Here is a 21,546-nt window from a genome sequence, read left to right on the forward strand (position 1 = left end):
GGCTAGCCTTCAAAACGATATCCCAGCCCACGCACCGTCACCAGCCGGGTGGGCGCATCAGCATCCTGCTCAATTTTGGAGCGCAGCCAGCGCACATGCACATCCACAGTTCGACTTCCCCCGGAAAACTCCCAGCCCCAAACCTGCTCCAGCAATTGCTCCCGGGTGAAGGCGCGGCCGCGGTTCTGGACAAAGAAGAGCAGCAAATCGAATTCCTGCGGTTTTAGCTCGATAACGGCATCTCCCAGGCGGGCTTCATGGCGGGTCAAATCGATCTGCAAGTTCCCGGAAATGATCTGATCCTGTGTGCTCACCGCTGCCGTACTTTCACCGGCCTCCTCGCGGCCCAACTGCACGCGGCGCAGCATGGCCTTAATGCGTGCCAGGAACTCCCGCATGGAAAACGGTTTGGTCAGATAATCATCTGCCCCCAGTTCCAAGCCCAGCACCCTGTCGATCTCATCATCACGCGCGGTCAGCATCAGGATCGGCACACTGCTCTCCTTGCGCAATACGCGGGTGACATCAAAGCCATCCAGTTCTGGCAGCATCAAGTCCAACACGACCAGATCAGGCTGCTCACTGCGCGCCACGGCCAGCGCCTGCACGCCATCGCCAGCGGTCAGCACCTCGTAACCGGTCTGGATCAGGTTGTAGACCAGCGCATCTTGAATGGCGGCATCGTCTTCAACGACAAGGATCTTCTGGCGCATCTGCTTTCATCTTACCTGCTCTTGGCGACCAGATACAAGCGCGCCACGCACTGCCGCCTACTTCTGGGAGGTCAGCTGCGCCCAGGCACCCTTCCATGGCGTCCCCAGGCGGTGCTTTTCGGACACTTGCACATCTTTCAAGCGCTGGCCCAATGAAGCCAGATGAAAGGCGATCTCCCCCGCATCCTCCGCCAGCACCGTTTTGCGCAACTCGCGGCGCAGGGTTTCCACCCAGGCCCATTCCATGCGGAAGCGGTCGGCCTTCAGCCAGAAATCCCGCTTCTCCCACGGCTGCACGCTGCGCTCGATCGTGTCGGCAACCCCGTCCAAGGCCAGCACCAGGAAAGCCGCCAAGTCGCGCGCTTCGCTGTTAAAAGCGCCTAGTTTTGCCAACTCCCTCACGGCGAGCGTCATGGCTTTCATCAGCCGAGTACGTTCGCTGGCCAGGCTTTCTGTGCGGATCACACGTCCCATAAGTTCTCCATACCGGGCGGCATTATACTCAAGCCAGCTTCTCTCAGCGCTTTCTTGCTATAATCTCGCAGCCGGGGAAGTGTTGGAACTGGCAGACAAGCATGACTTAGGATCATGTGCCGCAAGGCGTGAGGGTTCGAGTCCCTCCTTCCCCACCAAGCGAACTTCAAAGCTTCTGCTACCATCCATTTAATCCTAGAGGAAGCCCAATGACTGTCCAAGAAATCCTCAAAGAACTCGAAGCGCTAAGTGATGAAAAGACCAAAGCGCAAAATGCGAAGATCGGCATTTGGGACAACCAATATGGCGTGAAGCTGGGCGACCTGCGTGTGTTGGCCAAAAAGATCAAAACCAACCATCAACTGGCTCTTCAACTCTGGGAGACTGGCAACTTTGATGCCCAAATGTTGGCCATGCTGCTCATCAAGCCCAAAGAGCTCAGCGCAGATGAACTGGACAACATGGTGCGCTCGGTAAAACATCCCCGCCTGGCGGACTGGATCAACTCTTACGTGGTCAAGGTGCACCCGGACAGCGAAACCCTGCGGCAAAAATGGATGATGGACGAGCACCCCATGGCCAGCCGCGCCGGCTGGAACCTGACCTCGCAAAGAGTTATTAAGGCTTCAGACACGCTGGATATTCCGGACTTATTGGACCGCATCGAAAATGAAATGGCTACGGCGGCCCCCGAGGCGCAGTGGACCATGAATTTTGCTCTGGCCGAGATTGGCATCAACCATCCCCAGCACCGCCAGCGCGCCATTGAGGTTGGCGAGAAGTTGGGTGTCTATCGCGACTATCCTGTTCCCCGGGGTTGCACCTCGCCATTCGCTCCAATTTGGATAAAAGAAATGGTGCGCAGGCAGGGATAAATATTGGTGCAAGAAGGCGGCAGGCGACGCCTCAAGCCGCATAGTACTAGCTCAGCTTTTCAGCAACTGCCGCAATAAGCTGACATACGTCTGCGGGTGGGCCAAGCTCAGTTCCCCATGCCCCATTTGTGGCGCCAGGTACAGCTCGCTGAGCGGCAGCACTTCATGCAGGCGGCGCGCCGAGCGGCGCACGATCTCCAACTCACGCGAGCCGGCAACCACTAAGGCTTTGGCGCGGCTGTGCTGCAGCAGCTCTTCTTTGAGCGCGTAATTCCCGTTACTGGCGCTGATGTTCAGCAAGGTTTGCTTGGACATGCGCTGGCTGTCCTGGTAGTACTGTTCGTACATGCTCTGGCGCAGAAACAAACTCTTGGCCTGCGTCCTGGAAAACCAGCGCTGCTTGATCAGCCCGTAAGCCATGCCGTAACTGACGCGAGAGAGCAAAGCGATCCCAGGCACCGGATAGACCAAGGCGCTCTCGATCAGTGCGCGCTTCGCCATTTGGGGTCGCGCGGAGAGCAGCTCTACGGCGATCTGCGCGCCGAGAGACTGGCCGCCAATCAAGGCTACTTCCCCGTCCAACTCGCTATCTATATAGGCAATCAGCTTCCGGGCCGAATCTTCAATACTGACAAAAGTGGTTTCCCCATCTTCACCATGGCCGTCAATCACCGGCAGCACCAAGTGATATTCGGTCTGCAAAGCGTCCACTATGGGTTGATAAGCCCACCATGACAAGCCACCGCCGTGCAACAGCACAATGCGGGGAAGTTTCGCATCGCCAAAGGTCTTGAACTTCATACCGGTAGTATCTCACGGCCGCACACAATCTAACAAAGCTCTGACACAGCCCAAAATGCCGCCATGCTATAATCCACGCATTCTTGCCATAGCTTAAGGAATCCTTTGTTGAAAATCGAACAGAAGCCCCTAGACGACCACCAAATGCATCTCACGGTCGAGGTCGAAAAGCAAACCTTGGAAAATGCGCGCCAAAAAGCCGCCCGCAAGATCGCCAAACGCGTAAAGATACCTGGCTTTCGCCCCGGCAAGGCGCCGTTTAGTGTTGTCGAAAAGCAAGTTGGCCCTGAGGCCATCAAAGATGAAGCGATTGAGATCGTGCTGGACGAGATGTACCCCAAGGTCATCGAGGAAAGCGGGATCCGTCCTTACAGTTCTGGCACCTTGGAAAAAGTCCATGAAGACAAGGACCCGCTGATCTTCGAGATCCGCGTGCCGCTCTCCCCCGAAGTCACCCTGGGCAAGTATCAGAAGATCCGCATGCCTTTTGAAGACAAGCCCATCACAGAAGAAGACATCAACAATGTCTTCAAGAACCTGCGTGAGCAAAACGCGATCATGGCCCCCGTGGAACGCCCGGTGCAGGCCGGCGACATCGCCTACATCCTGCTGAGTGCAGAGCGCAAGACCCCGGACAAGGATGGCGACACCACGCTGCTCAACGAGCGCCGCTACCCCGTAATGGTCGAAGCGCCGGACACCGACACCAAGGGCGAGTGGCCCTACCCTGGTTTCTCGCAAGAACTGTTGGGTTTAAAGCCTGGTGATGAGAAGACCCTCGAGCATACCTTTGCTGAGGATTCCGACTTTGAAGACCTGCGCGGGGAAACCGCCAGCTTCAAACTCAAGCTCGAAGAGATCAAGGACCGCCAACTGCCGGAGCTGGACGACGCTTTTGCCCAGTCTGTGGGCAGCTACCAGACCTTAGCCGACCTGCGCGCCGAGATTGAAAGCCAGCTCACCGAAAGTTTCCGGCGTGAAGCAGAAGGCGCCTATGAAACCCAAGTAGTGGAAAAACTTGTAGCCGAGAGCGAAGTCAAGTTCCCCTCGCAGATGCTGCACCACGAAATCCACCACCACATTGAAGATATGGGGCCAGACCTGGCCGCCCGCGGCATGGATCTGGACACCTACCTCAAGAGCCGCAACATTACCTTCGACCAATTGGAAGAAGAAGTAACTCCAGAGGTGGAAGAGCGACTCAAGAAGTCGCTGGTCATCATGGAAGTTGCCAAGCAAGAAGAAATTGAAGTCGGCGATGACGAAGTGGAGGGTTTGGTGCAAGAGCGCATCCTGCGCCTAAGCCAAACCCTGACCGAAGATCAGATGAAGCGCGTGCTCTCCAAGGAAAACCTGCAAGGTTTGGTCAGCCGCACCCTCTCCGAAGAAGTTATCAGGCGCACGCTGGAACGCCTGCGCCTGACCGCCCAGGGCCAGTCCCCAGACAAAGCCGCAAAGAAAGCCAAGAAGAGCGAGGAACCTGTCGAAGAAAAGGCGACAGAAGAATAACAATAGCTATGCAAGCACGAAAGGAAGACTCCATGTTCAATCCGCAATCTGTCATTCCGATGGTCATCGAGACCACCGGTCGCGGCGAGCGCTCGTTTGATATCTACTCCCTGCTGCTCAAGCGCCGCATCATCCTGCTCAGCACGCCCATCGAAGATCACACCGCCAACCTCATCGTGGCCCAGCTGATCTACCTGAGCAATGAAGACCAGGAAGCCCCCATCCAGATGTACATCTCCTCGCCCGGCGGGTCCGTATATGCCGGCATGGCGATCTACGACACCATGCAGATGATCCCGAACCAGGTCAGCACCGTAGCCGTCGGCTTTGCCGCCTCCTATGCCACCGTGCTGCTCTCGGCCGGCACCAAGGGGCACCGCTATGCGCTGCCCAACGCCACCATCCACATGCACCAGCCCTGGGCCAGCGGTGGCGGCGGCGGCCAGGCAACGGATATCGAGATCCATGCCCGCGAGATCTTGCGCCTCAAGGCTCGTCTGAACGAGATCTTGGCCGAGAACACGGGCAAAAAGACCGATGACATCGAGAAGGACACCGACCGCGATGTGTACCTGACCGCCAAGCAAGCTGTAGACTACGGCTTGGTGGACCAAGTCCTCGAAAAGCCGGTGATCAAGTAGGCTTACTCGCTTATGAAAGAGCCGAGGGCAAACCCTCGGCTCTTTTGTTTGGCGCACTATAATCATCCTGATGACTTCCCCTGCGATCAAAGCCCTGCTGCTGGATATGGACGGCGTGCTCTGGCGCGGTGACGAGCCGATTGGCGACGTCCCCGCCCTCCTGGAGCGCATCCTTCAGCACGGCATGCAATATGCCTTTGTCACCAACAACGCCACACGCACAGTTGAGCAATACCAGGAGAAGTTCCGCCACTACGGCGCTGAGGTCGCTCCTGAACACATTCACACCTCCGCCCGCGTAACCGCCAAAATGCTCAGCGAGCAGTATCCAGACGGCGGACGCGTCTATATCATTGGCGAGCGCGGCCTGCAGACAGCTCTGGCAGAGCGCGGTTTCCAGCAGGCAGAGAGCGACTGCCTGGCGGTGGTGGTTGGCCTTGACCGTGAGCTGACCTACGCCAAACTACGCCAGGCAGCGCTGCTCATCCAAGCTGGGGCCGCCTTCATCGGCACCAATCCGGATGGCAACCTGCCCTCGCCGGAAGGCAAGGTGCCTGGCGCCGGCAGCATCCTGGCCGCCCTACAAACCGCCACCGGAGTCGCCCCTACCGTCATTGGCAAACCTCAGCCGGCTCTGCTGCACAGCGCGCTGGAGCAGCTCGGCGTGCCGCCGGAGCAGGCCCTGATGGCGGGCGACCGTCTCGACACCGATGTGCAGGCCGGTTACAACGCCCGCTGCCGCACCGCGCTGCTGCTTTCCGGCGTGGCGACCCGCGACCAGGCAGAAGCCTGGCAGCCGCAGCCGGACTTTATCGAGCCTGACCTGGCCAGCTTGCTGGACAAACTGGCTTAGCGCAAAGACTGCCATGACCCTGCCACTGATCTTCGACCTCGACCTGCCCCAGCTCACCCAACAGCTAAAAGACTGGGGACAGCCGGCCTACCGCGCCAAGCAAGTCTGGCAAGGTCTGTATCAAAACCTGTGGGCGAAACCTCAAGATTTCAGCAACCTGCCCAAGGATCTGCGCGACAAACTGGCCGAGAACTTTGCCTTCACCCACCTGGAAGAAGCCCAGCGCCTGTATTCCAAAGATGGACAGACCACTAAGGTGCTCTTCCGCCTGCCAGACGGCCAATATATCGAAACAGTGTTGATGCGCTATGAAGACCGGCGCACGCTGTGCATCTCCTCACAGGCCGGCTGTGCCATGGGCTGCGTGTTCTGCGCCACCGGGCAAATGGGCTTCCGCCGCAATCTAAGCAGTGGCGAGGTCCTGGAACAGGTACTGGTCTTCGCCCGCCAGTTGGCCGAAGACGGCGAACGCCCCACCAATGTCGTGCTGATGGGCATGGGCGAGCCCTTCCATAACTACGACGCCACTCTGGAAGCGATCGACCGCCTGGGCGATCCGGATGGCTTCAACATGGGGGCGCGCCGCTTCACCATCTCCACCGTGGGTCTGCTGCCCGCCATCCGCCGCTTCACTGCGGAGAGGCGGCAGGTAGGATTGGCCATCTCGCTGCACGCCGCCACGGACGAGCTGCGTTCATCCATGCTGCCAATCAATGACAGATACCCGATCAAAGATCTGATACGCGCCTGCCGGGAATACACCGAAGCCACCGGCCGGCGGGTCACCTTTGAATGGGCCTTAATTCAAAACCAGAACGACAGCCCGGAAGAAGCCGGTCGCCTGGTAAAACTGCTGCAGGGCCTCAACTGCCACGTCAACATCATCCCGCTCAACCCCACACAGGGTTACGCCGGGCAACGCTCCACTCGCGAAAGTGTGGCGGCTTTCAAGCAGATCTTGGACAACGCCGGCATTTCGTGCACCGTGCGCGTACGCCGGGGCATTGACATCCAAGCGGGCTGCGGCCAATTGGCCGAACGCGCGGATGGCGGCTTGCTGCAAGTCAATTAGCCATCCGTGCTAAAATCTGTCTACCCCGTAGCCTTAGAGGAGTCGCTTTGACTGAGCAAGTTGTCCGCCTCATCTACCCGCCCTCCGCAGTCAACACCCCGATCGTAAACCAGCTCATCCGCAATTTTGGCGATTTGTCCATCAATATCTTGCGCGCCCAGGTCAACCCAACCGAAGGCTGGTTGGAAGTGCAGCTGGTCGGCAGCGCCGCTGTGATTGAATCTTCGATCGATTGGCTGCGTTCTCAGGGAATTGAAGTGCAAGTCCTCGGCGCATAGCGGTCTGCCCACATGGCAGCCAAATTCATCCTCAACCCCTACGCCGCCCGCTGGAGTGCCGGCAAACGCCAAGCCGCAGCAGAAGCGGCTTTGTGCAATGCCGGTATCGCTTTCGAAACCGTGGTCAGCGACGGGCCGGGCCATTGCACGCAACTGGCCACCGAGGCTGCCCAACAAGGCTTTGACCCCATCCTTGCAGGCGGTGGAGACGGCACGATTGGCGAAGTGGTCAACGGCATCTTGCTGGCTGCGCCTAAGAAGATGCCCATACTGGGTATCCTGCCGCTCGGCACCGCCAACGACACCGTGGTCAACCTGGGCCTGCCCAAGGACCTGGACGCCGCCGCGGCGGTGATCGCCGCTGGCAACACCCGCAACATAGATGTATGCCAGGTCAACCAGCGCTATTTCATCAACAACGCCGGCATCGGTCTGGAACCCTACGTCACCACCATCCAACAACGCATGACGGCCATCAAGGGCATTGCGCGCTATCTGCTGGCCACGCTGGTCGCCATTGGCCGCAACCCCAAATGGCATATGAAGCTGCAATGGGACGACGGCCAATACGAGGGGCCATGCACCCTGGTCTCCATCGGCAACTCACCGTTGACCGGCGGCGTGTTCTACACCGTGCCCCATGCTGACCCGTTTGATGGCAAGCTCAGCTTCGTCTATGGCTATCTACCCACACGTCTGGGCATCCTGTCCGTCCTGCCCAAGACGATGAAAGCGGCGGAAGGCAATTACGTTGAGCATCCCGCCGTGCACGAAGTCCACGCCACCCGGCTGCGCGTGCAAGTGCGGCCGGGCTCGCCCGCCCATGCCGACGGCGAGTTGATCTCAGAGGATATTCAAACGCTGGAATATCGCATCCATCCCGCCAAGCTGCCGATCCTGCTGCCCGGCTGATGGGCAGGCTTTCCAACCTGCTGCGTTTCCTTTATCACCTGCTCTATTATCCTTTCGCCTGGGCTTATGACTTGGTGGCCTGGGTCGTCTCGCTGGGCCATTGGAACGATTGGGTTGCCAGCGTGGCGCCGCGCGCCACTGGTCCGCGCCTGCTGGAGCTGGGGCACGGCCCTGGCCACTTGCAGGCGCTGTTGGCCGGCGCACGGCCTTTCGTGGTCGGGCTGGACCTCAGCCCCAAGATGAGCCGCCTGGCCCAGCGGCGCCTGGCCGCGGCGGGCAAACCGGCCAGGCTGGTGCGGGCGCAGGCCCAGCAGCTGCCCTTTGCCGCCGGTAGTTTTGACCAGGTCGTGGCCACCTTCCCCAGCGAATACATCGTCGCCCCGGCCAGCCTGCAATCCATCTGGCGTGTCTTGCTGGCTGACGGCAAGCTGCTGGTGCTGCCTACTGCATGGCTACACAGCCAACCGCGGCTTTGGAACCAGGCGTTCGCGGACCAACTGCGCACCGCCGGGTTCAGCGTGCAACAGGAATACCTTGCGGTGCGCGCCAGCCAGGCTGTGCTGGTCACGGCAAGCAAGCCAGACGCCAAAACTTGATTACAATGCCGGAATGGAAATTCAAATCGGTGTCGCCAAGATCAACAAGTACGCCATGTCGGAAAGCGGCGACACACTGGAAGTCGTAGAACGTCCCAATGGCGGCCTCTCCGTGGTGCTGGCCGATGGCCAACGCTCCGGCAAGAGCGCCAAGCTCATCTCCAACATGGTGGTACGCAAAGTCATCAGCCTGCTGGCTGAGGGCGTGCGTGACGGCGCTGCGGCTCGCGCGGCCTCAGACTATCTCTACACACATCGCAGCGGCAAGGTGCAGTCCACGCTCAACATCCTGTCGATCGATATGGAATCGCGCAATGTGGTCGTGACGCGCAACAACCCCAACCCAGTACTGGTCTACTACGCCGGCGAAACTCGATCGCTGGACCAGGAAAGCTCTCCCGTCGGATTGCGCCGGGAGACCCGCCCAGTCATCCACCAGATCGATCTGCAAGATGGCCTGGTGATCGCCACCTACACCGATGGCCTACCCTTTGCTGGCGTGCGCAGCAGCCAGCCGCTGGACGTGCAAGCCGAGTTTGAGCGCCTGGTCGCCAGCGGCGCCGAGCCACAAACCATCGCAGATGGTTTAATGGCCGCCGCGCTGCAGCGCGAACAGGACCGTCCCGGCGATGATGTCAGCATCGTCGTATTGGGCGTGCTGGCCAACAGGCCGGACCCGGTGCGGCGCATGTGGGTAAGATTGCCTTTATGACACAGGCAGACGACAACCCTCAAAGTACCTTGCCGCGCGTTGGCGTAGTCGGCCCCTGCAAATCGGGTAAGTCTACGCTGGTGCGCGGCCTGCAAGCTGCCGGCTACCAAGCCTTCCAAATCGCCCAGGAACACTCATTTGCGCCACGCATGTGGCAGATCATCGGCAAGCCGGATGTGCTCATTTATCTGCACAGCGACTACCCCACTACCGTAAGCCGCGGGCTGAAGTGGCAGGAGCGTGAATACGCTGAACAGCAACCGCGCCTGACCAACGCCCGTGAAAATGCCGATCTGGAGATCCGCACCGACGAACCGGAACCGGAGGAAGTGCTGAGGCAGGTCTTGGCGTATCTGGCTAACTGGCCTGCTGGATAAACGCGGCCAGGTGCTGCTTCTGGGCCACTAGTGAGGCGGGATGAATGTACATCATATGCCCTGCTTCGTAGTATTCCATCGAGACATTCTGGCGTAATTCCGCGGCCAGCTGCATATGGCTAAAGGTGTACTCCGTCGCAAAATACGGCGTAGCCATGTCGTAGTAGCCATTGGCCACAAACACCCGTAAGGCGGGGTTGACATGCATCGCTTTTCGCAACATCTCCGCCACGTTCACGTACTGGTTTTCGAATTCTTTGTAGCTCCACGGGTACACCCGCCAAGAAAGGATTTCGTACGGCAGATCGCTTTCAAAGTTGAGTTCTTCGCGCAGATACTGGTTCAAGGTCGCCGTGAAGGCGCCCTGAATGGCGGCATAGCTGGGGTCGAATTCGTAGTTCTCGCCCGCCGCATCCCGGTCAGCTGCCGTGAAGCGGCTGTCCAGTCGCCCCACGGTGCGCCGCTCAGCGCGCAGCAGTTCCTTGGTAAAGCGGTGGATCTCAATGCGCAGATTGGTGCGCTCCACGTACTCCGCAGACAGTCCGGTGTACTCCGCCAACTTGGCCGCCAGCTGGCCGCGCTCTTCAGCCGGCAGCGCATCCCCGCGCATCAGGGCCAGGGTGTACTCTGTGCTGGCAAAGTCTTCAACTTCTTTCAGCAATTTTCGCAGGTCGGGGAAGCGCTTGCGGTCCAGTTGGCCGTGGTACCAGGCCGTGGCCGCATACGTAGGCAGGAACATGATGAAAGGCAGATCATTGCCTGGGTTGAAGTCCGCCGTGGAGAAATCAAGGATCGAGGAGATCAGCATCACGCCATTCAGGTAAAGACCATGACGTTCCTGCAGATGATGGCTGAGCGCAGCGGCACGCGTGGTGCCGTAGCTCTCGCCGATTAGGAACTTGGGTGAGGTCCAGCGCATCTGGCGCGTGGTGTACAAGCGAATGAACTCGCCCACCACTTCCATGTCCTTCTGCATACCATGGAACTGCTTGGCCTCCTCGCCCGGAACGGCCCGGCTGAAGCCGGTAGTCACCGGGTCGATGAAGACCAAGTCGGTCTCCTCCAGAATGGAGTACTCATTGTCCAGCAAGCGGAATGGCGGTTTGGGCATGCCCGCGTCCGGTGTCATGTCCACCCGCCGGGGACCCAGCACGCCCAAATGCAGCCAAACCGAAGAAGAACCCGGCCCGCCATTGAACGAGAAAGTCAGTGGTCGCGGCTTGGCGCCCCCGGGCTGATCCAGTGTATAAGCCACAAAGAATACCGATGCTTTGGCTTTGTGTTCACTCTTGGCGTCATCCTCTTCGCGCAAGACCAAGGTGCCCGCGGTGGCTGTGTAATTTAACGTGCGCTTACCGAGCTTCAACGTATGCTTGGTCTGCACCAGCTTATCTTCCACAGGTGTCTGCGCCGCTTCTGTCTGCTTTTCCTTGTCTGCGTCTTTCTCTGTCATGCGGAAGTCTCCCAAACCAATTTTAGAAAATGGCCAAAACGATCGTGGTCATGGCACCCAGGCACAGGAAGGGTGCATAGGCGAAGGACATCATTGGCGTATAGCTGCGCTGGGCCATCGCCCAGATCAGATAGAGCAAGCTGAACGCGCCAGCAAACAGCACGCCAAAAAATAGCGCGCTCAACACTGAGGGCCAACCCAACAAAACCCCGATCACGCCAGAGATGGTCACATCGCCGAAGCCCAGGGCGGTATCTTGCCAGGCCCGGCCGCGCAACCGGGCCAAAAGGCGTCCCAGCCAATCGCCCAGCAGATACAGGGCTAACATGACCCCAAAGCCTGCGGCGCCGCCCAGCAAAACCCGTGTGAGGCCCACCCACTGCTGGCCTATCGCTCCCAACAAGAGCGCTCCCCCCAGGCTGACCATGTGCAGCACCAGGCGATGCTCAATATCGATGACAATCACCAAAGCAAAATACGCACCCACCAGCAAAAGCTGATAACCTGGAAAAGCGTTCACAGGGAACACAAACAAGAGAACTGCCAAAAGAGTGAGCAGAAAAAGAACGGCCGCGTTGCGCGGCAGCTTGAGATAGTCGAAGAACTTGGCAAAACTGAAGGGCAGCCAAACAGGCTTAGCTAACCTGCGTTGCGTGGGCAAAACATCCGCCAGATAGCAAACCAATCCCCCCAACCCAAAACCGATTATCGCCCAAGCCAGCGTCATGCCACGAATTATAGGCCAAAACAAAACAGGACCGCGCTGCGGTCCTGTTTGCTCTAACTGAGGTTTTACTTAAGCGGCTTTTTCTTCCTTGACCACGCTGACGAACTGCTGGAATAGATCGCGCAGCATTGGCTCCGGCACGGCGCCTACCTGGCGATGTACCAACTTGCCATCCGACAGGAACAGCATAGTCGGGATGCCCTGCACGCCGTACTGCTGGGCCCAGGAAGGATTCTCGTCAGTATTGACCTTGGCGATCACCAGTTGGCCGGCAAATTCCTCGGCCAGCTTATCCAGGGTCGGGGCGATCTGCAAACAAGGTCCGCACCAGGGTGCCCAAAAATCCACCACCATGGGCGTTTCAGACTTCAATACAGTCTGCTCAAAGGCATCATCAGTTACATGAATGGGTTCGTTTGCCATTTGTGTCTCCAATTTCTCCGGAACATTCTACCCTTCAGACTCGCCCTAAGTGGCTCTTCTTACCCAGGAGTATAATGGCCGCGTGGTGCTACTTTCCGATCCCAACACACCCCAACCCTATACAGTCGAGACCGAGGTCTACCAGGGTCCGCTGGATCTGCTGCTCCAGCTGATCGAACGCGCCGAGCTCGACATTACTAAGCTCTCACTGGCCAAGGTCACTGACCAATTCCTGGCTTACATGCGCACACTGCAATCCGCCCGCGCCGAGCGCGTCTCAGAGTTTCTGGTGGTTGCCTCGCGTTTGATGCAGATCAAGTCTGAGGCCCTGCTGCCCCGCCCCGTCGTGCGCATGCCGGACGAAGAGGACCCCGGCGAAGCCTTGGTGCAGCAGCTCATTCTGTACAAACAATACAAGCAACTGGCTGAGTTGCTGGCCCGCCGCCAAGCGAGCCAGTTGCGCGCCTACCTGCGCCTGGCGACACCGCCAAAAGTCGAGGGCCGGCTCGACCTGAGCAACATCACCATCCAAGATCTGCACGCCGCAGCGCTGCGCGTGTTCACCCGCGAGGATTCGCGCGCCCCGCTGCGCACGGTGGTCGCCCCGCCCAAAGTCACCATTCGCGAGAAGATCCGCGTGATCGCCCAGGCGTTCAAGCAAAACACCCTGGTGCGTTTCCGCTCGCTGCTGGGCGAAAACCCTCAACGTTTGCATATTGTGGTGACCTTCCTGGCGGTATTGGAACTGGTGCGTCGTTATCGCATTACCGCCCAACAGGAAAAGCTTTTTGGCGACATTGAAATGAACCGAGATGACGCCTGGGACGAAAACCTGGACTTTGAACTGGAATTCCGAGAATAATGCCAAAAAAACCTCAGACGACCAGCACAAACAGCCCAGACTGGCAGCAAGTCGCCCGGCTGGTGCTAACCTCCCGCACGATTGATGAGATCGAAGAAAACGAACTGGTTAGCCGGGGCAAAGTCACCTACCAGTTCTCGGCCAAAGGACATGAGCTGGCCCAGGTTTTGCTTGCTCTGCAACTCACCCAAGGCAAAGACGCCGCCACGGTCTATTACCGCTCGCGGCCCTTCATGCTGGCCGCCGGCCTCAGCCCGCGTGAAGCCTTCGCCGCCGATATGGCGCTGACCGGTTCGCCCTCCGAGGGTCGTGATGTGGGCGTGGTCTATTCCCTGCCGCCGCGTAAAGGCGTGACCGTGCTGCCTTCCTCTGGCGATGTGGGCGCCCAATACACGCCGGCCGCGGGCTGGGCACAGGCCGCCACCTACTACCGTGACGAGCTCAAAGACAAAGCCTGGAACGGGGCGATTGCCGCGGCCCTGGGTGGCGATGGCTCTGTGGCCAGCAACGGTTTCTGGGCGGCCCTCAATATCGCCACCACGCTCAAGCTGCCCATGCTCTTCTATATTGAAGACAACGGCTACGGCATTTCCGTACCCAAGCAATACCAGACTCCCGGAGGCGACATCAGCGCCAACCTGGCCAGCTACAACAACTTGCACATCTTACGCGGGTCCGGTACTCAGCCGGAAGAAACGGCTGCCTTGGTGAGCCAGGCAGTCGCCTTTGCGCGCAGCGGGGCCGGCCCGGTCATGCTGCACCTACAGGTGCCGCGCCTCACCGGCCACACCTTTGGCGAGGATCAGACCGCCTACAAGAGCTCCGAACAAATAGAAGAAGAACGTAGCCGAGATCCGCTATTGGCTATGCGCAAATTGCTTGGCAATGCAGATTGGGAGGCTCTGGCGGTTGAGGTCGAGGCCCAGGTGCGCCAAGAACTGGATACGGCCTTGCAGCAACCCGCTCCTGCATTGGATTCTGGCCCTCGCTTTGTGTTTGCGGAGGCAGGCCACCAGCCCAGCGTGCCCACAGATGCACACAAACCGGCCACAGATTGGGCTGCCCCAGCAGCGGAAGACGGCCCGCGCATCAATCTGTCTGAAGCGATCCGCCGCACCATGGAGGCTGAACTGCAAGCCAACCCGCGCCTGGTCATCTTTGGCGAAGATGTGGGTCCCCGCGGCGGTGTGCATCGCGTGACATTGGATCTGCAAGCCAAATTCGGCGGGCGCCGTGTCTTCGACACGTCATTATCTGAAGAAGGCATCATCGGCCGGGCGGCTGGCATGGCCATGGCCGGGCTCACCACACTGCCCGAGATCCAGTTCCGCAAATATGCCGACCCGGCCACCGAACAGATCAATGACATCGGCTGGATCCACTGGCGCACAGCGGGCAAGTTCAACGCCCCAGTGGTTATCCGCATTCCGGTGGGCTACAGCAAAAAGACCGGCGATCCCTGGCACTCGGTCTCCGGTGAGGCCATCTATGCGCACAGCCTGGGCTGGCAGGTAGCCATGCCCTCCAACGCTGCCGACGCCGTTGGCCTGCTGCGCAGCTCGCTGCGCGGCAACAATCCCACCATTCTGCTGGAACACCGCGCACTGTACGATACACCGCCCTCTCGCCGTCCTTATCCTGGCGACGACTATCTGCTTCCCTTTGGCCAAGCCGCTTCGCTGAGCTCTGGGGATGCCCTCACCATCGTCAGCTGGGGGGAGATGGTGCACCGCTGCCTGGAAGCCGCAGAAGCCTTTCCTGGCAAGATAGACATCCTCGACCTGCGCACCATCATTCCCTGGGACCGGGGGGCCGTGCTGGCTTCTGTACGCAAGACAGGCAAATGCCTGATCGCCCATGAAGATGGTCTGACCGGCGGCTTCGGCGCCGAGATTGCCGCGACGCTGGCGCAGGACTGTTTCACTTTCCTCGATGCGCCAGTGCAGCGCCTGGCTGTCCCCGATACGCCGATCCCCTTCAATATTCCGTTAATGAACACCATCATCCCCAGCGCGGAAGAGATACGTACGAAAATTCAAGAGTTGCTGCAATGGTAAAGATCCGACCAAGCCTGCTTGGGCTATGCGCTCTGGCTGTGTTGGGGGCAGCCTGCAGCAGCCAGCCCGCCCCCAACACAGACCACAGCCCGCAAGAAGCTGCCGGGCAAACGTTGTTCACCCGGCACTGCGCCGCCTGCCACAGCCTCAACGCAGGTACCATCATCGTTGGCCCTCCCTTGGCTGGGATCGCCAACCAAGCCCAACAGCGCGTGGCGGGGATGGATGCCAGCACATACCTGCATCAATCCATCATGGAACCCAGCGCTTATCTGGTTGAAGGTTTTTCTGATCTAATGCCGCCCACCCTGGGGCAAGTTCTAACTCCAGAAGAGGTTGATGCCCTCGTCGCCTACATGCTCACCTTGCAGTAGCGCTGTCGGGCCGCTTGTGCTATTATGAAAAGACTAATTACAGAGTTCACAATCAAGGAGCGTTCATGAGCACCAGAACTGCAGTACAGGGCAAAGCTGCCCACCCACTGCCGCTGCTAACCCGTTGGAAGACGGCTTGGGACGGCTGCAATGTCCCGCAGATCGAGTTGGCAGACGGTTTCACCCGCTGGCTGGTGATTTCCCGTGCCTGCGTATTCACCATGACCATCATCTCGGGCATGCTGGGGCTGCTGATCGCTGCCGAGCAGGCCACTCGCGGCGCTGGCTCGGTCAATTGGTTCTTCGGCTTTCTGGCCATCATCGGCATCATCCTGGCGCATGCCTCCAACAACCTGCTGAACGACTACATGGATGTGCGCCAGGGTGTGGATACGGAAGACTATCCACGCGCCCAATACAGCACCCACCCGATCCTGGGCGGCCTTACCACCCCCAATGGCCTGCTCAAGGCCGCTGGCCTGCTCACCTTCATTGATTTCCTTATCATGCTCTATCTGTACACTCAGGTCGGGGCTATGGTGCTGGTATTTGCTGTGCTGGGTTTTGTACTCAGCTTCTTTTACACCAACGTACTCAAGCGGGCTGGCTTGGGCGAGTTAACCGCTTTCGTGGTTTGGGGACCGTTGATGACCGGCGGTACGGCTTACGTCGCCCTCAACGGTATGCCCTTGACCACGGAGATCTGGGCGCTGACCCTGCCCTACGGTCTGGTTGTAGCCAGCGTGCTGGTAGGCAAGCACATCGATAAGATCGAACCCGACACCAAGGTTGGCGTGCGTTCTGTGCCCGTCATCCTCGGCGAAGAACGCTCAAAGCTGCTCAATAAGGCCATCTTCATCCTTTTCTACGTCATCATCGTCGCCCTGGTCGTGTTGAACTACACAGGCCCCGGCGTGCTGCTCACCTTCCTGGCGTTGCCCTACCTGCGTCGCAGCTGGCAAAAATACTCCGAGCCCAAACCTAAGAAGGCGCCGGAGGGCTGGACGGTGTGGCCGCTGTGGTTCGTGGGTTGGGCCATGCACTTCAATCGCAAAGCCGGTGGCTACTTCACCCTCGGCTTGCTGGTTAACATCGGCTGGCACTACATCTCCACCTTATTGTAGAATCAGCTACCAAAAGGTTTCTAAAAGCCCTGGCCTAAGCCAGGGCTTTTACTTTCAGGTTATAGTTGCTGGCGTGCGAAATTATCGAAAAAAACGCATCACGCATTGGAATGCTGTTTTCTCCAAAAGTGGCTTACCGAAAAGTGCTCGCCACTATCACAAATTGCTAGAGCAATACTATAGTTTCCAAATTCCCACAGGAATGCGTGTCTTGGAATTGGGCTGCGGCAATGGCTCTTTGCTCGCTTCAGTGAAGCCAGAATTCGGTGTGGGCGTGGACTTTTCCAGGCAGGCTTTGATACAGGCAAAGCAGTTGCATCCCCAACTGTCCTTTATCGAAGCCGATGTTTGTGAATTGCCGTTGTCTGGAAGCTTCGATGTGATCATCCTCTCCGACTTAGTGAATGACCTTTGGGACGTACAAACCGTCTTGGAGTTGATTACAAGATGCAGCCACAGCCGCACCCGCGTTATTCTCAACCTGCATAGTCACCTATGGCAAGTATTGCTTGCCTGGGCAGAGCGGCTAGGTCTGAAACGACCTACCTTAGCCCAGAATTGGTTCACGCTAGATGATTTGCATACTTTGTTGAAGCTTACCAACTGCGACCTGATTAAACACGAGACAGAAATCCTGCTGCCAGCGCATATTCCCGTATTGTCCTGGTTTGCCAATAAGTACCTGGCGCGCATCTGGCCATTCTCGGCGCTCTGCCTGACCAATATGCTTGTGATTCGTCCCCTTAAAGCCAAGCTTGAAAAGCGCAGCCAACAGCCTAGTGTGTCAATTATCATTCCAGCCAGAAATGAAGAAGGCAATATTGGCCGCTTATTTTCCGAATTGCCTAAATTGGGTAGAGCAATGGAACTGGTCTTCATCGAGGGTCATTCCAAAGACAAGACGTACGAGGCGATCGAAGAGGCCATTCAACAGCATCCAGAACAAAAAGCTCAGTTGCTTAAACAGACTGGGGTCGGCAAAGCCAATGCCGTTTGGCAGGGCTTTGCCGCAGCCAAAAATGATGTGCTCATTATCTTTGATTCTGACTTGTCGGTTTCCCCTCCTGATCTTTTGCGTTTTTATGAAGCAGTTTCAAATAACAAAGGCGAATTCATTAATGGCTCGCGCTTGGTCTACCCAATGGAAGACCGCGCCATGCAATTCATTAACCTGATTGGCAATCGTTTGTTCGGAAAAATCTTCTCTTGGTTAATTTCCCAACCAGTTAAGGACACCCTTTGTGGAACAAAAGTTATCTGGCGGGAAGATTTTGCCCTATTGCGCCAAGTATGGCCAGAGAACAGCAGAGATCCCTTTGGCGACTTCGATTTGCTGATTGGTTCAGCTAAGCTCAACCTCAAGATTATTGATGTGCCCATCCGCTATCGTGAACGCACCTATGGCAGCACCAACATCAACCGTTGGAGCCACGGGTTGATGCTGATAAGAATGCTCTCTTGGGCGGCCAGCAGCCTGAAGTTCCGTTGAGATAGCCATGCTTCGCAACATACTTTCACACCCGCTAACACGCGACTTGGACCTCGACTCGCCAGAAACCACCGAACTTCGACGTCAAATAATCCAGTCCAAGCCTTTCCTCAAAAAGATCTACGAAGAATGGTATGACATGCTGATTAGTCGCTTTCCCGGTGGGAATCTGAAGCGAGTATTTGAGATCGGCTCCGGGGCAGGCTTCCTCGGCCAAGTGGCACCAGACGTTATCAGCAGCGATCTTCTACACATCGCAGGCGTAGACCTGGTGATGGATGCCCAGTGCATCCCGGCAGCTGACGAAGGGCTGCATGGTCTGCTGATGGTCAATGTGCTTCACCATATCCCAGACATACGCGGTCTATTCCGCGAAGCCAGCCGCAGTCTTGAAGTAGGCGGCATGATTGTGATGATCGAACCATGGCTCACAACCTGGTCTCGCATGGTTTACACAAAACTGCACCACGAACCATTAGACGACCAAGCCGCCGAATGGAAGATACAAGGTGAGGGTCCGTTGTCTGGTGCGAATAGCGCTCTGCCTTGGATCGTCTTTCACCGGGACCTGGCCCGCTTCCAGCAGGATTTTCCCGAATGGGAAATCAGGGAAGTACGCCCTTTTATGCCGTTGCGCTACCTGCTCTCAGGAGGCATTTCATTGCGCAATCTAATGCCGGGATTCAGCTTCGGCTTCTGGCGTTTGATGGAAACCTTGCTCACCCCACTCAACCATCACATTTCTATGTTTGCGATTATTACCCTCCAAAAGAGATCTATTTAATGAGTAAAACCATCAATCAAGATCGCGTGGCAAACGAAATTGCCCACGGCAAATTCCTCGCTCAAGGCTCTACCGAAGCCATCTGGGGTTGGGACTCTGCGGCGGGCAAACACCGAGCAGTAAAGCGTGCTGCCAAAATAATCGCCGCAGCCCAGCTGGCCCCCGGTAAGCACGCCCTGGAAATTGGCTGTGGCACGGGTATGTTCACACGTATGTTTGCCGACAGCGGGGCCAGGATCACCGCCAATGATGTCTCCCCAGACCTAATCGAAATTGCTCAAAAGAACAATCCGGAGGTCAATTTCATCTGGATGCCGTTTGAGGAGCTGCCCAGTACTGCCCAATACAATGCCATCATCGGCTCTTCAGTACTGCATCACCTGGACCTGGATGCGGCTCTCCAAAAAAGTATCGAATTGCTGCGGCCAGGTGGGTGCCTGGCTTTTGCAGAGCCCAATATGCTAAACCCGCAAGTATTCGCTGAACGCACCTTTCTTCGTAATGCGCTGGACTATGTATCGCCAGACGAAACTGCTTTCGTTCGTTGGCACCTGGCAAAGAAACTGAAGCAACTAGGCTTTATCAACATTCACCTCACGCCCTTCGACTGGCTTCATCCAGCCATTCCCGCCACATGGATCAATACGATAGAAAGCGTTGGGCGAGTACTCGAGGCACTGCCCGCAGTACGAGAATTCTCGGGCTCATTGCTTATTTCTTGCCAAAAACCCGAGTAAACTCGAGGCATGCCAACGCCTCTGGAAATCTTCCGCCAAGGCAAAGATGAGTTCTTTGCCAACCACACCAACAGCCCTCTGACCCCGGAACAGCGGGAACGCTTTTCGGGTCTCAGCTACTTTCCCGAGAATTCAGCTTTGCAGCTTGAAATAGACGTAACGCCCTTTGAAGAACAAGAACTAGTGCAGCTCCCCACGTCCACCGGGGATTTAAAGACCTACACCCGTTATGGGCGCTTCAGCTTTACCGTGAACGGTGAACAAGCAGAACTAACCCTGTTCCATGCGCCTTATGGCTTCTTCTTGCTCTTCGTAGACTCACTGGCCGGCAGCGAGACCTACGGTGCCGGCCGCTACCTGGAACCCGAGCAATTGCCCGATGGCAAGTTCTTGATCGACTTCAACCTGGCCTACAACCCCTACTGTGCCTACAACGACGCCTGGAATTGCCCCATCCCCCCGGCAGAAAATCGGCTGAAGGTACCCATCCGCGCGGGCGAGAAGAACTTCGATGACCACTAAATCCACAAACATCCTGATCGTTGGCGGCGGCACATACGGCATTAACACGGCCATCGAGCTGCAAGGACGCGGCTACGCGGTCACGCTGCTGGAACCCGGCCCGATCCCTCACCCGGATGCGGCATCGACCGACATCAGCAAGGTCATCCGGCTGGACTACGGCAAAGATGAACTCTACCTGCACATGATGGCAGAAGCCCTGCCTCTCTGGCGGCAGTGGAATGAAGAATTGGGCGAAACCATCTACCACGAGACCGGCGTGCTCTACTTCACGCTGGATGGCATGCAGGCGAATGACTTCGAGTACGAGAGCTACCTGCTGCTGCAAAAACACGGCCACCCCGCGGAGCGCCTGAACTCGGCGGAAATTCGCAAACGCTACCCAGCCTGGAACGCCGACCTGTACCCCGATGGTTACTTCAATCCGCAAGGCGGCTGGGCCGCCAGCGGCCGCGTGGTCACGCTGCTGGCCGAGCGTGCCCTGCAGGCTGGGGTGCATATCGTGCAAAACGTGGGCTTCAAACAACTGTTGGAGACCAGCGACCGGGTAACCGGTATGCTGGCGACAGACAATAAGCAATATCATGCAGATCAGGTCATCTTTTGCACAGGCTCTTGGACTCCGGTGCTGCTGCCCTACCTGGCAGACGTAATGTGGCCCACCGCCCAGGCCGTCTTCCATTTCAAAGCCGGTCAGCTCTCCCTCTACCAGCCGCCGCAATTCCCGGTTTGGACGGCGGATGTGGGCAAAACGGGTTGGTACGGTTTTCCCGCTCAAAACGATGGCACTTTAAAAATTGCCAACCACGGCGTGGGCTGGCAGCAGGATCCGCGTTTGCCGCGCCAGGTCCCGGCCGAAGCCGAAGAGCGCTTTCGCGCCTTCCTGGCCGAATCGCTGCCAGGCATGGCAAAGGCGCCCAAGATCTTTGAGCGCCTTTGCTTCTACTGCGATACTTTCGACGGTGACTTTTGGATTGACCACGACCCGCAACGCCCCGGATTGCTCGTCAGCGCCGGTGGCAGCGGACACGCCTTCAAGTTCACGCCACTGCTCGGCCGGGTCACCGCAGATGTGGTGGAAGGCAAGCCCAATCCCTACGCCACGCGCTTCGCTTGGCGGGAGCGCGGCGATCTAAAGGCTGAGGAAGCGCGAGCCGCCGGCGAAGGCGTACGCAAATAGG

25 protein-coding genes and 1 tRNA gene are annotated in these 21,546 nt (G+C 57.9%); 20 read left to right on the plus strand and 6 right to left on the minus strand.

Features of this window, described 5'->3' with window-relative positions:
- Nucleotides 1-2: 2 nt before the first annotated feature.
- Together KF885_09780 and KF885_09785 are read right to left on the minus strand one after the other, a co-directional pair.
- Nucleotides 3-713, minus strand: coding sequence for a response regulator transcription factor (locus tag KF885_09780; GenBank protein MBX3049448.1), 711 nt, complete (start codon nucleotides 711-713; stop codon nucleotides 3-5).
- 57 nt (nucleotides 714-770) lie between these two features.
- Nucleotides 771-1,187, minus strand: a complete 417-nt coding sequence (locus tag KF885_09785) for a hypothetical protein (GenBank protein MBX3049449.1) — start codon at nucleotides 1,185-1,187, stop codon at nucleotides 771-773.
- 73 nt (nucleotides 1,188-1,260) lie between these two features.
- Here KF885_09785 and KF885_09790 point away from each other — a divergent pair.
- Together KF885_09790 and KF885_09795 are read left to right on the plus strand one after the other, a co-directional pair.
- A tRNA-Leu gene (locus KF885_09790) sits at nucleotides 1,261-1,345 on the plus strand.
- 51 nt (nucleotides 1,346-1,396) lie between these two features.
- The gene (locus KF885_09795; protein MBX3049450.1) at nucleotides 1,397-2,062 is read left to right on the plus strand and encodes a DNA alkylation repair protein; all 666 of its coding nucleotides are present in this window, start codon (nucleotides 1,397-1,399) and stop codon (nucleotides 2,060-2,062) included.
- Between the two features lie 51 nt (nucleotides 2,063-2,113).
- On the opposite strand, the gene KF885_09800 is transcribed toward KF885_09795, so the two are convergent.
- Nucleotides 2,114-2,863 (minus strand): alpha/beta hydrolase, encoded by a 750-nt coding sequence (locus KF885_09800; GenBank protein ID MBX3049451.1) that lies wholly within the window; start codon nucleotides 2,861-2,863, stop codon nucleotides 2,114-2,116.
- Between the two features lie 108 nt (nucleotides 2,864-2,971).
- Here KF885_09800 and tig point away from each other — a divergent pair, with 108 nt between their 5' ends.
- From tig to KF885_09845, 9 genes are all read left to right on the plus strand, one after another.
- Nucleotides 2,972-4,372 (plus strand): trigger factor, encoded by a 1,401-nt coding sequence (gene tig, locus KF885_09805; protein ID MBX3049452.1) that lies wholly within the window; start codon nucleotides 2,972-2,974, stop codon nucleotides 4,370-4,372.
- Nucleotides 4,373-4,404: 32 nt separating this feature from the next.
- Nucleotides 4,405-5,013 carry an ATP-dependent Clp protease proteolytic subunit gene (locus tag KF885_09810; protein ID MBX3049453.1) on the plus strand — a complete coding sequence of 203 codons (609 nt, stop codon included), beginning with the start codon at nucleotides 4,405-4,407 and terminating at the stop codon, nucleotides 5,011-5,013.
- Nucleotides 5,014-5,083: 70 nt separating this feature from the next.
- On the plus strand, nucleotides 5,084-5,866 hold the full coding sequence (locus KF885_09815; protein MBX3049454.1) for an HAD-IIA family hydrolase: 783 nt from the start codon (nucleotides 5,084-5,086) through the stop codon (nucleotides 5,864-5,866).
- A 13-nt stretch (nucleotides 5,867-5,879) separates the two neighbouring features.
- Nucleotides 5,880-6,938: a 23S rRNA (adenine(2503)-C(2))-methyltransferase RlmN gene (gene rlmN, locus KF885_09820; protein ID MBX3049455.1), complete on the plus strand. Its 1,059-nt coding sequence runs from the start codon at nucleotides 5,880-5,882 to the stop codon at nucleotides 6,936-6,938.
- A 47-nt stretch (nucleotides 6,939-6,985) separates the two neighbouring features.
- On the plus strand, nucleotides 6,986-7,216 hold the full coding sequence (locus KF885_09825; GenBank protein MBX3049456.1) for a hypothetical protein: 231 nt from the start codon (nucleotides 6,986-6,988) through the stop codon (nucleotides 7,214-7,216).
- A gap of 12 nt (nucleotides 7,217-7,228) precedes the next feature.
- Nucleotides 7,229-8,128, plus strand: a complete 900-nt coding sequence (locus tag KF885_09830) for a diacylglycerol kinase family lipid kinase (GenBank protein MBX3049457.1) — start codon at nucleotides 7,229-7,231, stop codon at nucleotides 8,126-8,128.
- On the plus strand, nucleotides 8,128-8,724 hold the full coding sequence (locus KF885_09835) for a methyltransferase domain-containing protein (protein MBX3049458.1): 597 nt from the start codon (nucleotides 8,128-8,130) through the stop codon (nucleotides 8,722-8,724). The genes KF885_09830 and KF885_09835 overlap by 1 nt, the downstream gene beginning before the upstream one ends.
- A 13-nt stretch (nucleotides 8,725-8,737) precedes the next feature.
- Nucleotides 8,738-9,436: a SpoIIE family protein phosphatase gene (locus tag KF885_09840; GenBank protein ID MBX3049459.1), complete on the plus strand. Its 699-nt coding sequence runs from the start codon at nucleotides 8,738-8,740 to the stop codon at nucleotides 9,434-9,436.
- Nucleotides 9,433-9,813 (plus strand): hypothetical protein, encoded by a 381-nt coding sequence (locus KF885_09845; protein ID MBX3049460.1) that lies wholly within the window; start codon nucleotides 9,433-9,435, stop codon nucleotides 9,811-9,813. The genes KF885_09840 and KF885_09845 overlap by 4 nt, the downstream gene beginning before the upstream one ends.
- On the opposite strand, the gene KF885_09850 is transcribed toward KF885_09845, so the two are convergent.
- The 3 genes from KF885_09850 to trxA form a co-directional block, all read right to left on the minus strand.
- The gene (locus tag KF885_09850; protein MBX3049461.1) at nucleotides 9,794-11,266 is read right to left on the minus strand and encodes a hypothetical protein; all 1,473 of its coding nucleotides are present in this window, start codon (nucleotides 11,264-11,266) and stop codon (nucleotides 9,794-9,796) included. The genes KF885_09845 and KF885_09850 overlap by 20 nt on opposite strands.
- Before the next feature lie 22 nt (nucleotides 11,267-11,288).
- Nucleotides 11,289-11,993 (minus strand): prepilin peptidase, encoded by a 705-nt coding sequence (locus KF885_09855; protein ID MBX3049462.1) that lies wholly within the window; start codon nucleotides 11,991-11,993, stop codon nucleotides 11,289-11,291.
- 69 nt (nucleotides 11,994-12,062) lie between these two features.
- Nucleotides 12,063-12,416, minus strand: coding sequence for a thioredoxin (trxA, locus tag KF885_09860; protein MBX3049463.1), 354 nt, complete (start codon nucleotides 12,414-12,416; stop codon nucleotides 12,063-12,065).
- Nucleotides 12,417-12,498: 82 nt separating this feature from the next.
- Here trxA and KF885_09865 point away from each other — a divergent pair, with 82 nt between their 5' ends.
- From KF885_09865 to KF885_09905, 9 genes are all read left to right on the plus strand, one after another.
- Nucleotides 12,499-13,278 (plus strand): segregation/condensation protein A, encoded by a 780-nt coding sequence (locus tag KF885_09865; GenBank protein ID MBX3049464.1) that lies wholly within the window; start codon nucleotides 12,499-12,501, stop codon nucleotides 13,276-13,278.
- Nucleotides 13,278-15,335: a hypothetical protein gene (locus KF885_09870; GenBank protein MBX3049465.1), complete on the plus strand. Its 2,058-nt coding sequence runs from the start codon at nucleotides 13,278-13,280 to the stop codon at nucleotides 15,333-15,335. Before KF885_09865 ends, KF885_09870 begins: the two co-directional genes overlap by 1 nt.
- Nucleotides 15,329-15,709 (plus strand): cytochrome c, encoded by a 381-nt coding sequence (locus KF885_09875; GenBank protein MBX3049466.1) that lies wholly within the window; start codon nucleotides 15,329-15,331, stop codon nucleotides 15,707-15,709. The genes KF885_09870 and KF885_09875 overlap by 7 nt, the downstream gene beginning before the upstream one ends.
- 65 nt (nucleotides 15,710-15,774) lie before the next feature.
- Nucleotides 15,775-16,833 (plus strand): prenyltransferase, encoded by a 1,059-nt coding sequence (locus tag KF885_09880; GenBank protein ID MBX3049467.1) that lies wholly within the window; start codon nucleotides 15,775-15,777, stop codon nucleotides 16,831-16,833.
- A 73-nt stretch (nucleotides 16,834-16,906) separates the two neighbouring features.
- Nucleotides 16,907-18,322, plus strand: a complete 1,416-nt coding sequence (locus KF885_09885) for a glycosyltransferase (protein ID MBX3049468.1) — start codon at nucleotides 16,907-16,909, stop codon at nucleotides 18,320-18,322.
- A 7-nt stretch (nucleotides 18,323-18,329) separates the two neighbouring features.
- On the plus strand, nucleotides 18,330-19,106 hold the full coding sequence (locus KF885_09890; protein MBX3049469.1) for a hypothetical protein: 777 nt from the start codon (nucleotides 18,330-18,332) through the stop codon (nucleotides 19,104-19,106).
- A complete protein-coding gene (locus KF885_09895; protein MBX3049470.1) occupies nucleotides 19,106-19,843 on the plus strand; it encodes a class I SAM-dependent methyltransferase in 738 nt (245 codons plus the stop codon). The genes KF885_09890 and KF885_09895 overlap by 1 nt, the downstream gene beginning before the upstream one ends.
- A gap of 9 nt (nucleotides 19,844-19,852) precedes the next feature.
- Nucleotides 19,853-20,365, plus strand: a complete 513-nt coding sequence (locus tag KF885_09900; GenBank protein MBX3049471.1) for a DUF1684 domain-containing protein — start codon at nucleotides 19,853-19,855, stop codon at nucleotides 20,363-20,365.
- The gene (locus KF885_09905; protein MBX3049472.1) at nucleotides 20,355-21,545 is read left to right on the plus strand and encodes an FAD-dependent oxidoreductase; all 1,191 of its coding nucleotides are present in this window, start codon (nucleotides 20,355-20,357) and stop codon (nucleotides 21,543-21,545) included. Before KF885_09900 ends, KF885_09905 begins: the two co-directional genes overlap by 11 nt.
- Nucleotide 21,546: the final 1 nt, after the last annotated feature.

The sequence above is a fragment of the Anaerolineales bacterium genome (genome assembly GCA_019637805.1).
In the GTDB taxonomy this organism is placed as follows: domain Bacteria; phylum Chloroflexota; class Anaerolineae; order Anaerolineales; family UBA11579; genus JAMCZK01.

What these genes read in the sequence shown, in the direction of transcription:
- KF885_09785 (MBX3049449.1), bottom strand. Translation starts at nt 1,187, where the DNA reads ATGGGACGTGTGATCCGCACAGAAAGCCTGGCCAGCGAACGTACTCGG.
- KF885_09875 (MBX3049466.1), top strand. Translation starts at nt 15,329, where the DNA reads ATGGTAAAGATCCGACCAAGCCTGCTTGGGCTATGCGCTCTGGCTGTG.
- KF885_09780 (MBX3049448.1), bottom strand. Translation starts at nt 713, where the DNA reads ATGCGCCAGAAGATCCTTGTCGTTGAAGACGATGCCGCCATTCAAGAT.
- rlmN (MBX3049455.1), top strand. Translation starts at nt 5,880, where the DNA reads ATGACCCTGCCACTGATCTTCGACCTCGACCTGCCCCAGCTCACCCAA.
- KF885_09830 (MBX3049457.1), top strand. Translation starts at nt 7,229, where the DNA reads ATGGCAGCCAAATTCATCCTCAACCCCTACGCCGCCCGCTGGAGTGCC.
- KF885_09840 (MBX3049459.1), top strand. Translation starts at nt 8,738, where the DNA reads ATGGAAATTCAAATCGGTGTCGCCAAGATCAACAAGTACGCCATGTCG.
- KF885_09850 (MBX3049461.1), bottom strand. Translation starts at nt 11,266, where the DNA reads ATGACAGAGAAAGACGCAGACAAGGAAAAGCAGACAGAAGCGGCGCAG.
- KF885_09845 (MBX3049460.1), top strand. Translation starts at nt 9,433, where the DNA reads ATGACACAGGCAGACGACAACCCTCAAAGTACCTTGCCGCGCGTTGGC.
- KF885_09795 (MBX3049450.1), top strand. Translation starts at nt 1,397, where the DNA reads ATGACTGTCCAAGAAATCCTCAAAGAACTCGAAGCGCTAAGTGATGAA.
- KF885_09835 (MBX3049458.1), top strand. Translation starts at nt 8,128, where the DNA reads ATGGGCAGGCTTTCCAACCTGCTGCGTTTCCTTTATCACCTGCTCTAT.
- KF885_09905 (MBX3049472.1), top strand. Translation starts at nt 20,355, where the DNA reads ATGACCACTAAATCCACAAACATCCTGATCGTTGGCGGCGGCACATAC.
- trxA (MBX3049463.1), bottom strand. Translation starts at nt 12,416, where the DNA reads ATGGCAAACGAACCCATTCATGTAACTGATGATGCCTTTGAGCAGACT.
- KF885_09890 (MBX3049469.1), top strand. Translation starts at nt 18,330, where the DNA reads ATGCTTCGCAACATACTTTCACACCCGCTAACACGCGACTTGGACCTC.
- KF885_09895 (MBX3049470.1), top strand. Translation starts at nt 19,106, where the DNA reads ATGAGTAAAACCATCAATCAAGATCGCGTGGCAAACGAAATTGCCCAC.
- KF885_09800 (MBX3049451.1), bottom strand. Translation starts at nt 2,863, where the DNA reads ATGAAGTTCAAGACCTTTGGCGATGCGAAACTTCCCCGCATTGTGCTG.
- KF885_09870 (MBX3049465.1), top strand. Translation starts at nt 13,278, where the DNA reads ATGCCAAAAAAACCTCAGACGACCAGCACAAACAGCCCAGACTGGCAG.
- KF885_09810 (MBX3049453.1), top strand. Translation starts at nt 4,405, where the DNA reads ATGTTCAATCCGCAATCTGTCATTCCGATGGTCATCGAGACCACCGGT.
- KF885_09900 (MBX3049471.1), top strand. Translation starts at nt 19,853, where the DNA reads ATGCCAACGCCTCTGGAAATCTTCCGCCAAGGCAAAGATGAGTTCTTT.
- KF885_09855 (MBX3049462.1), bottom strand. Translation starts at nt 11,993, where the DNA reads ATGACGCTGGCTTGGGCGATAATCGGTTTTGGGTTGGGGGGATTGGTT.
- KF885_09815 (MBX3049454.1), top strand. Translation starts at nt 5,084, where the DNA reads ATGACTTCCCCTGCGATCAAAGCCCTGCTGCTGGATATGGACGGCGTG.
- KF885_09880 (MBX3049467.1), top strand. Translation starts at nt 15,775, where the DNA reads ATGAGCACCAGAACTGCAGTACAGGGCAAAGCTGCCCACCCACTGCCG.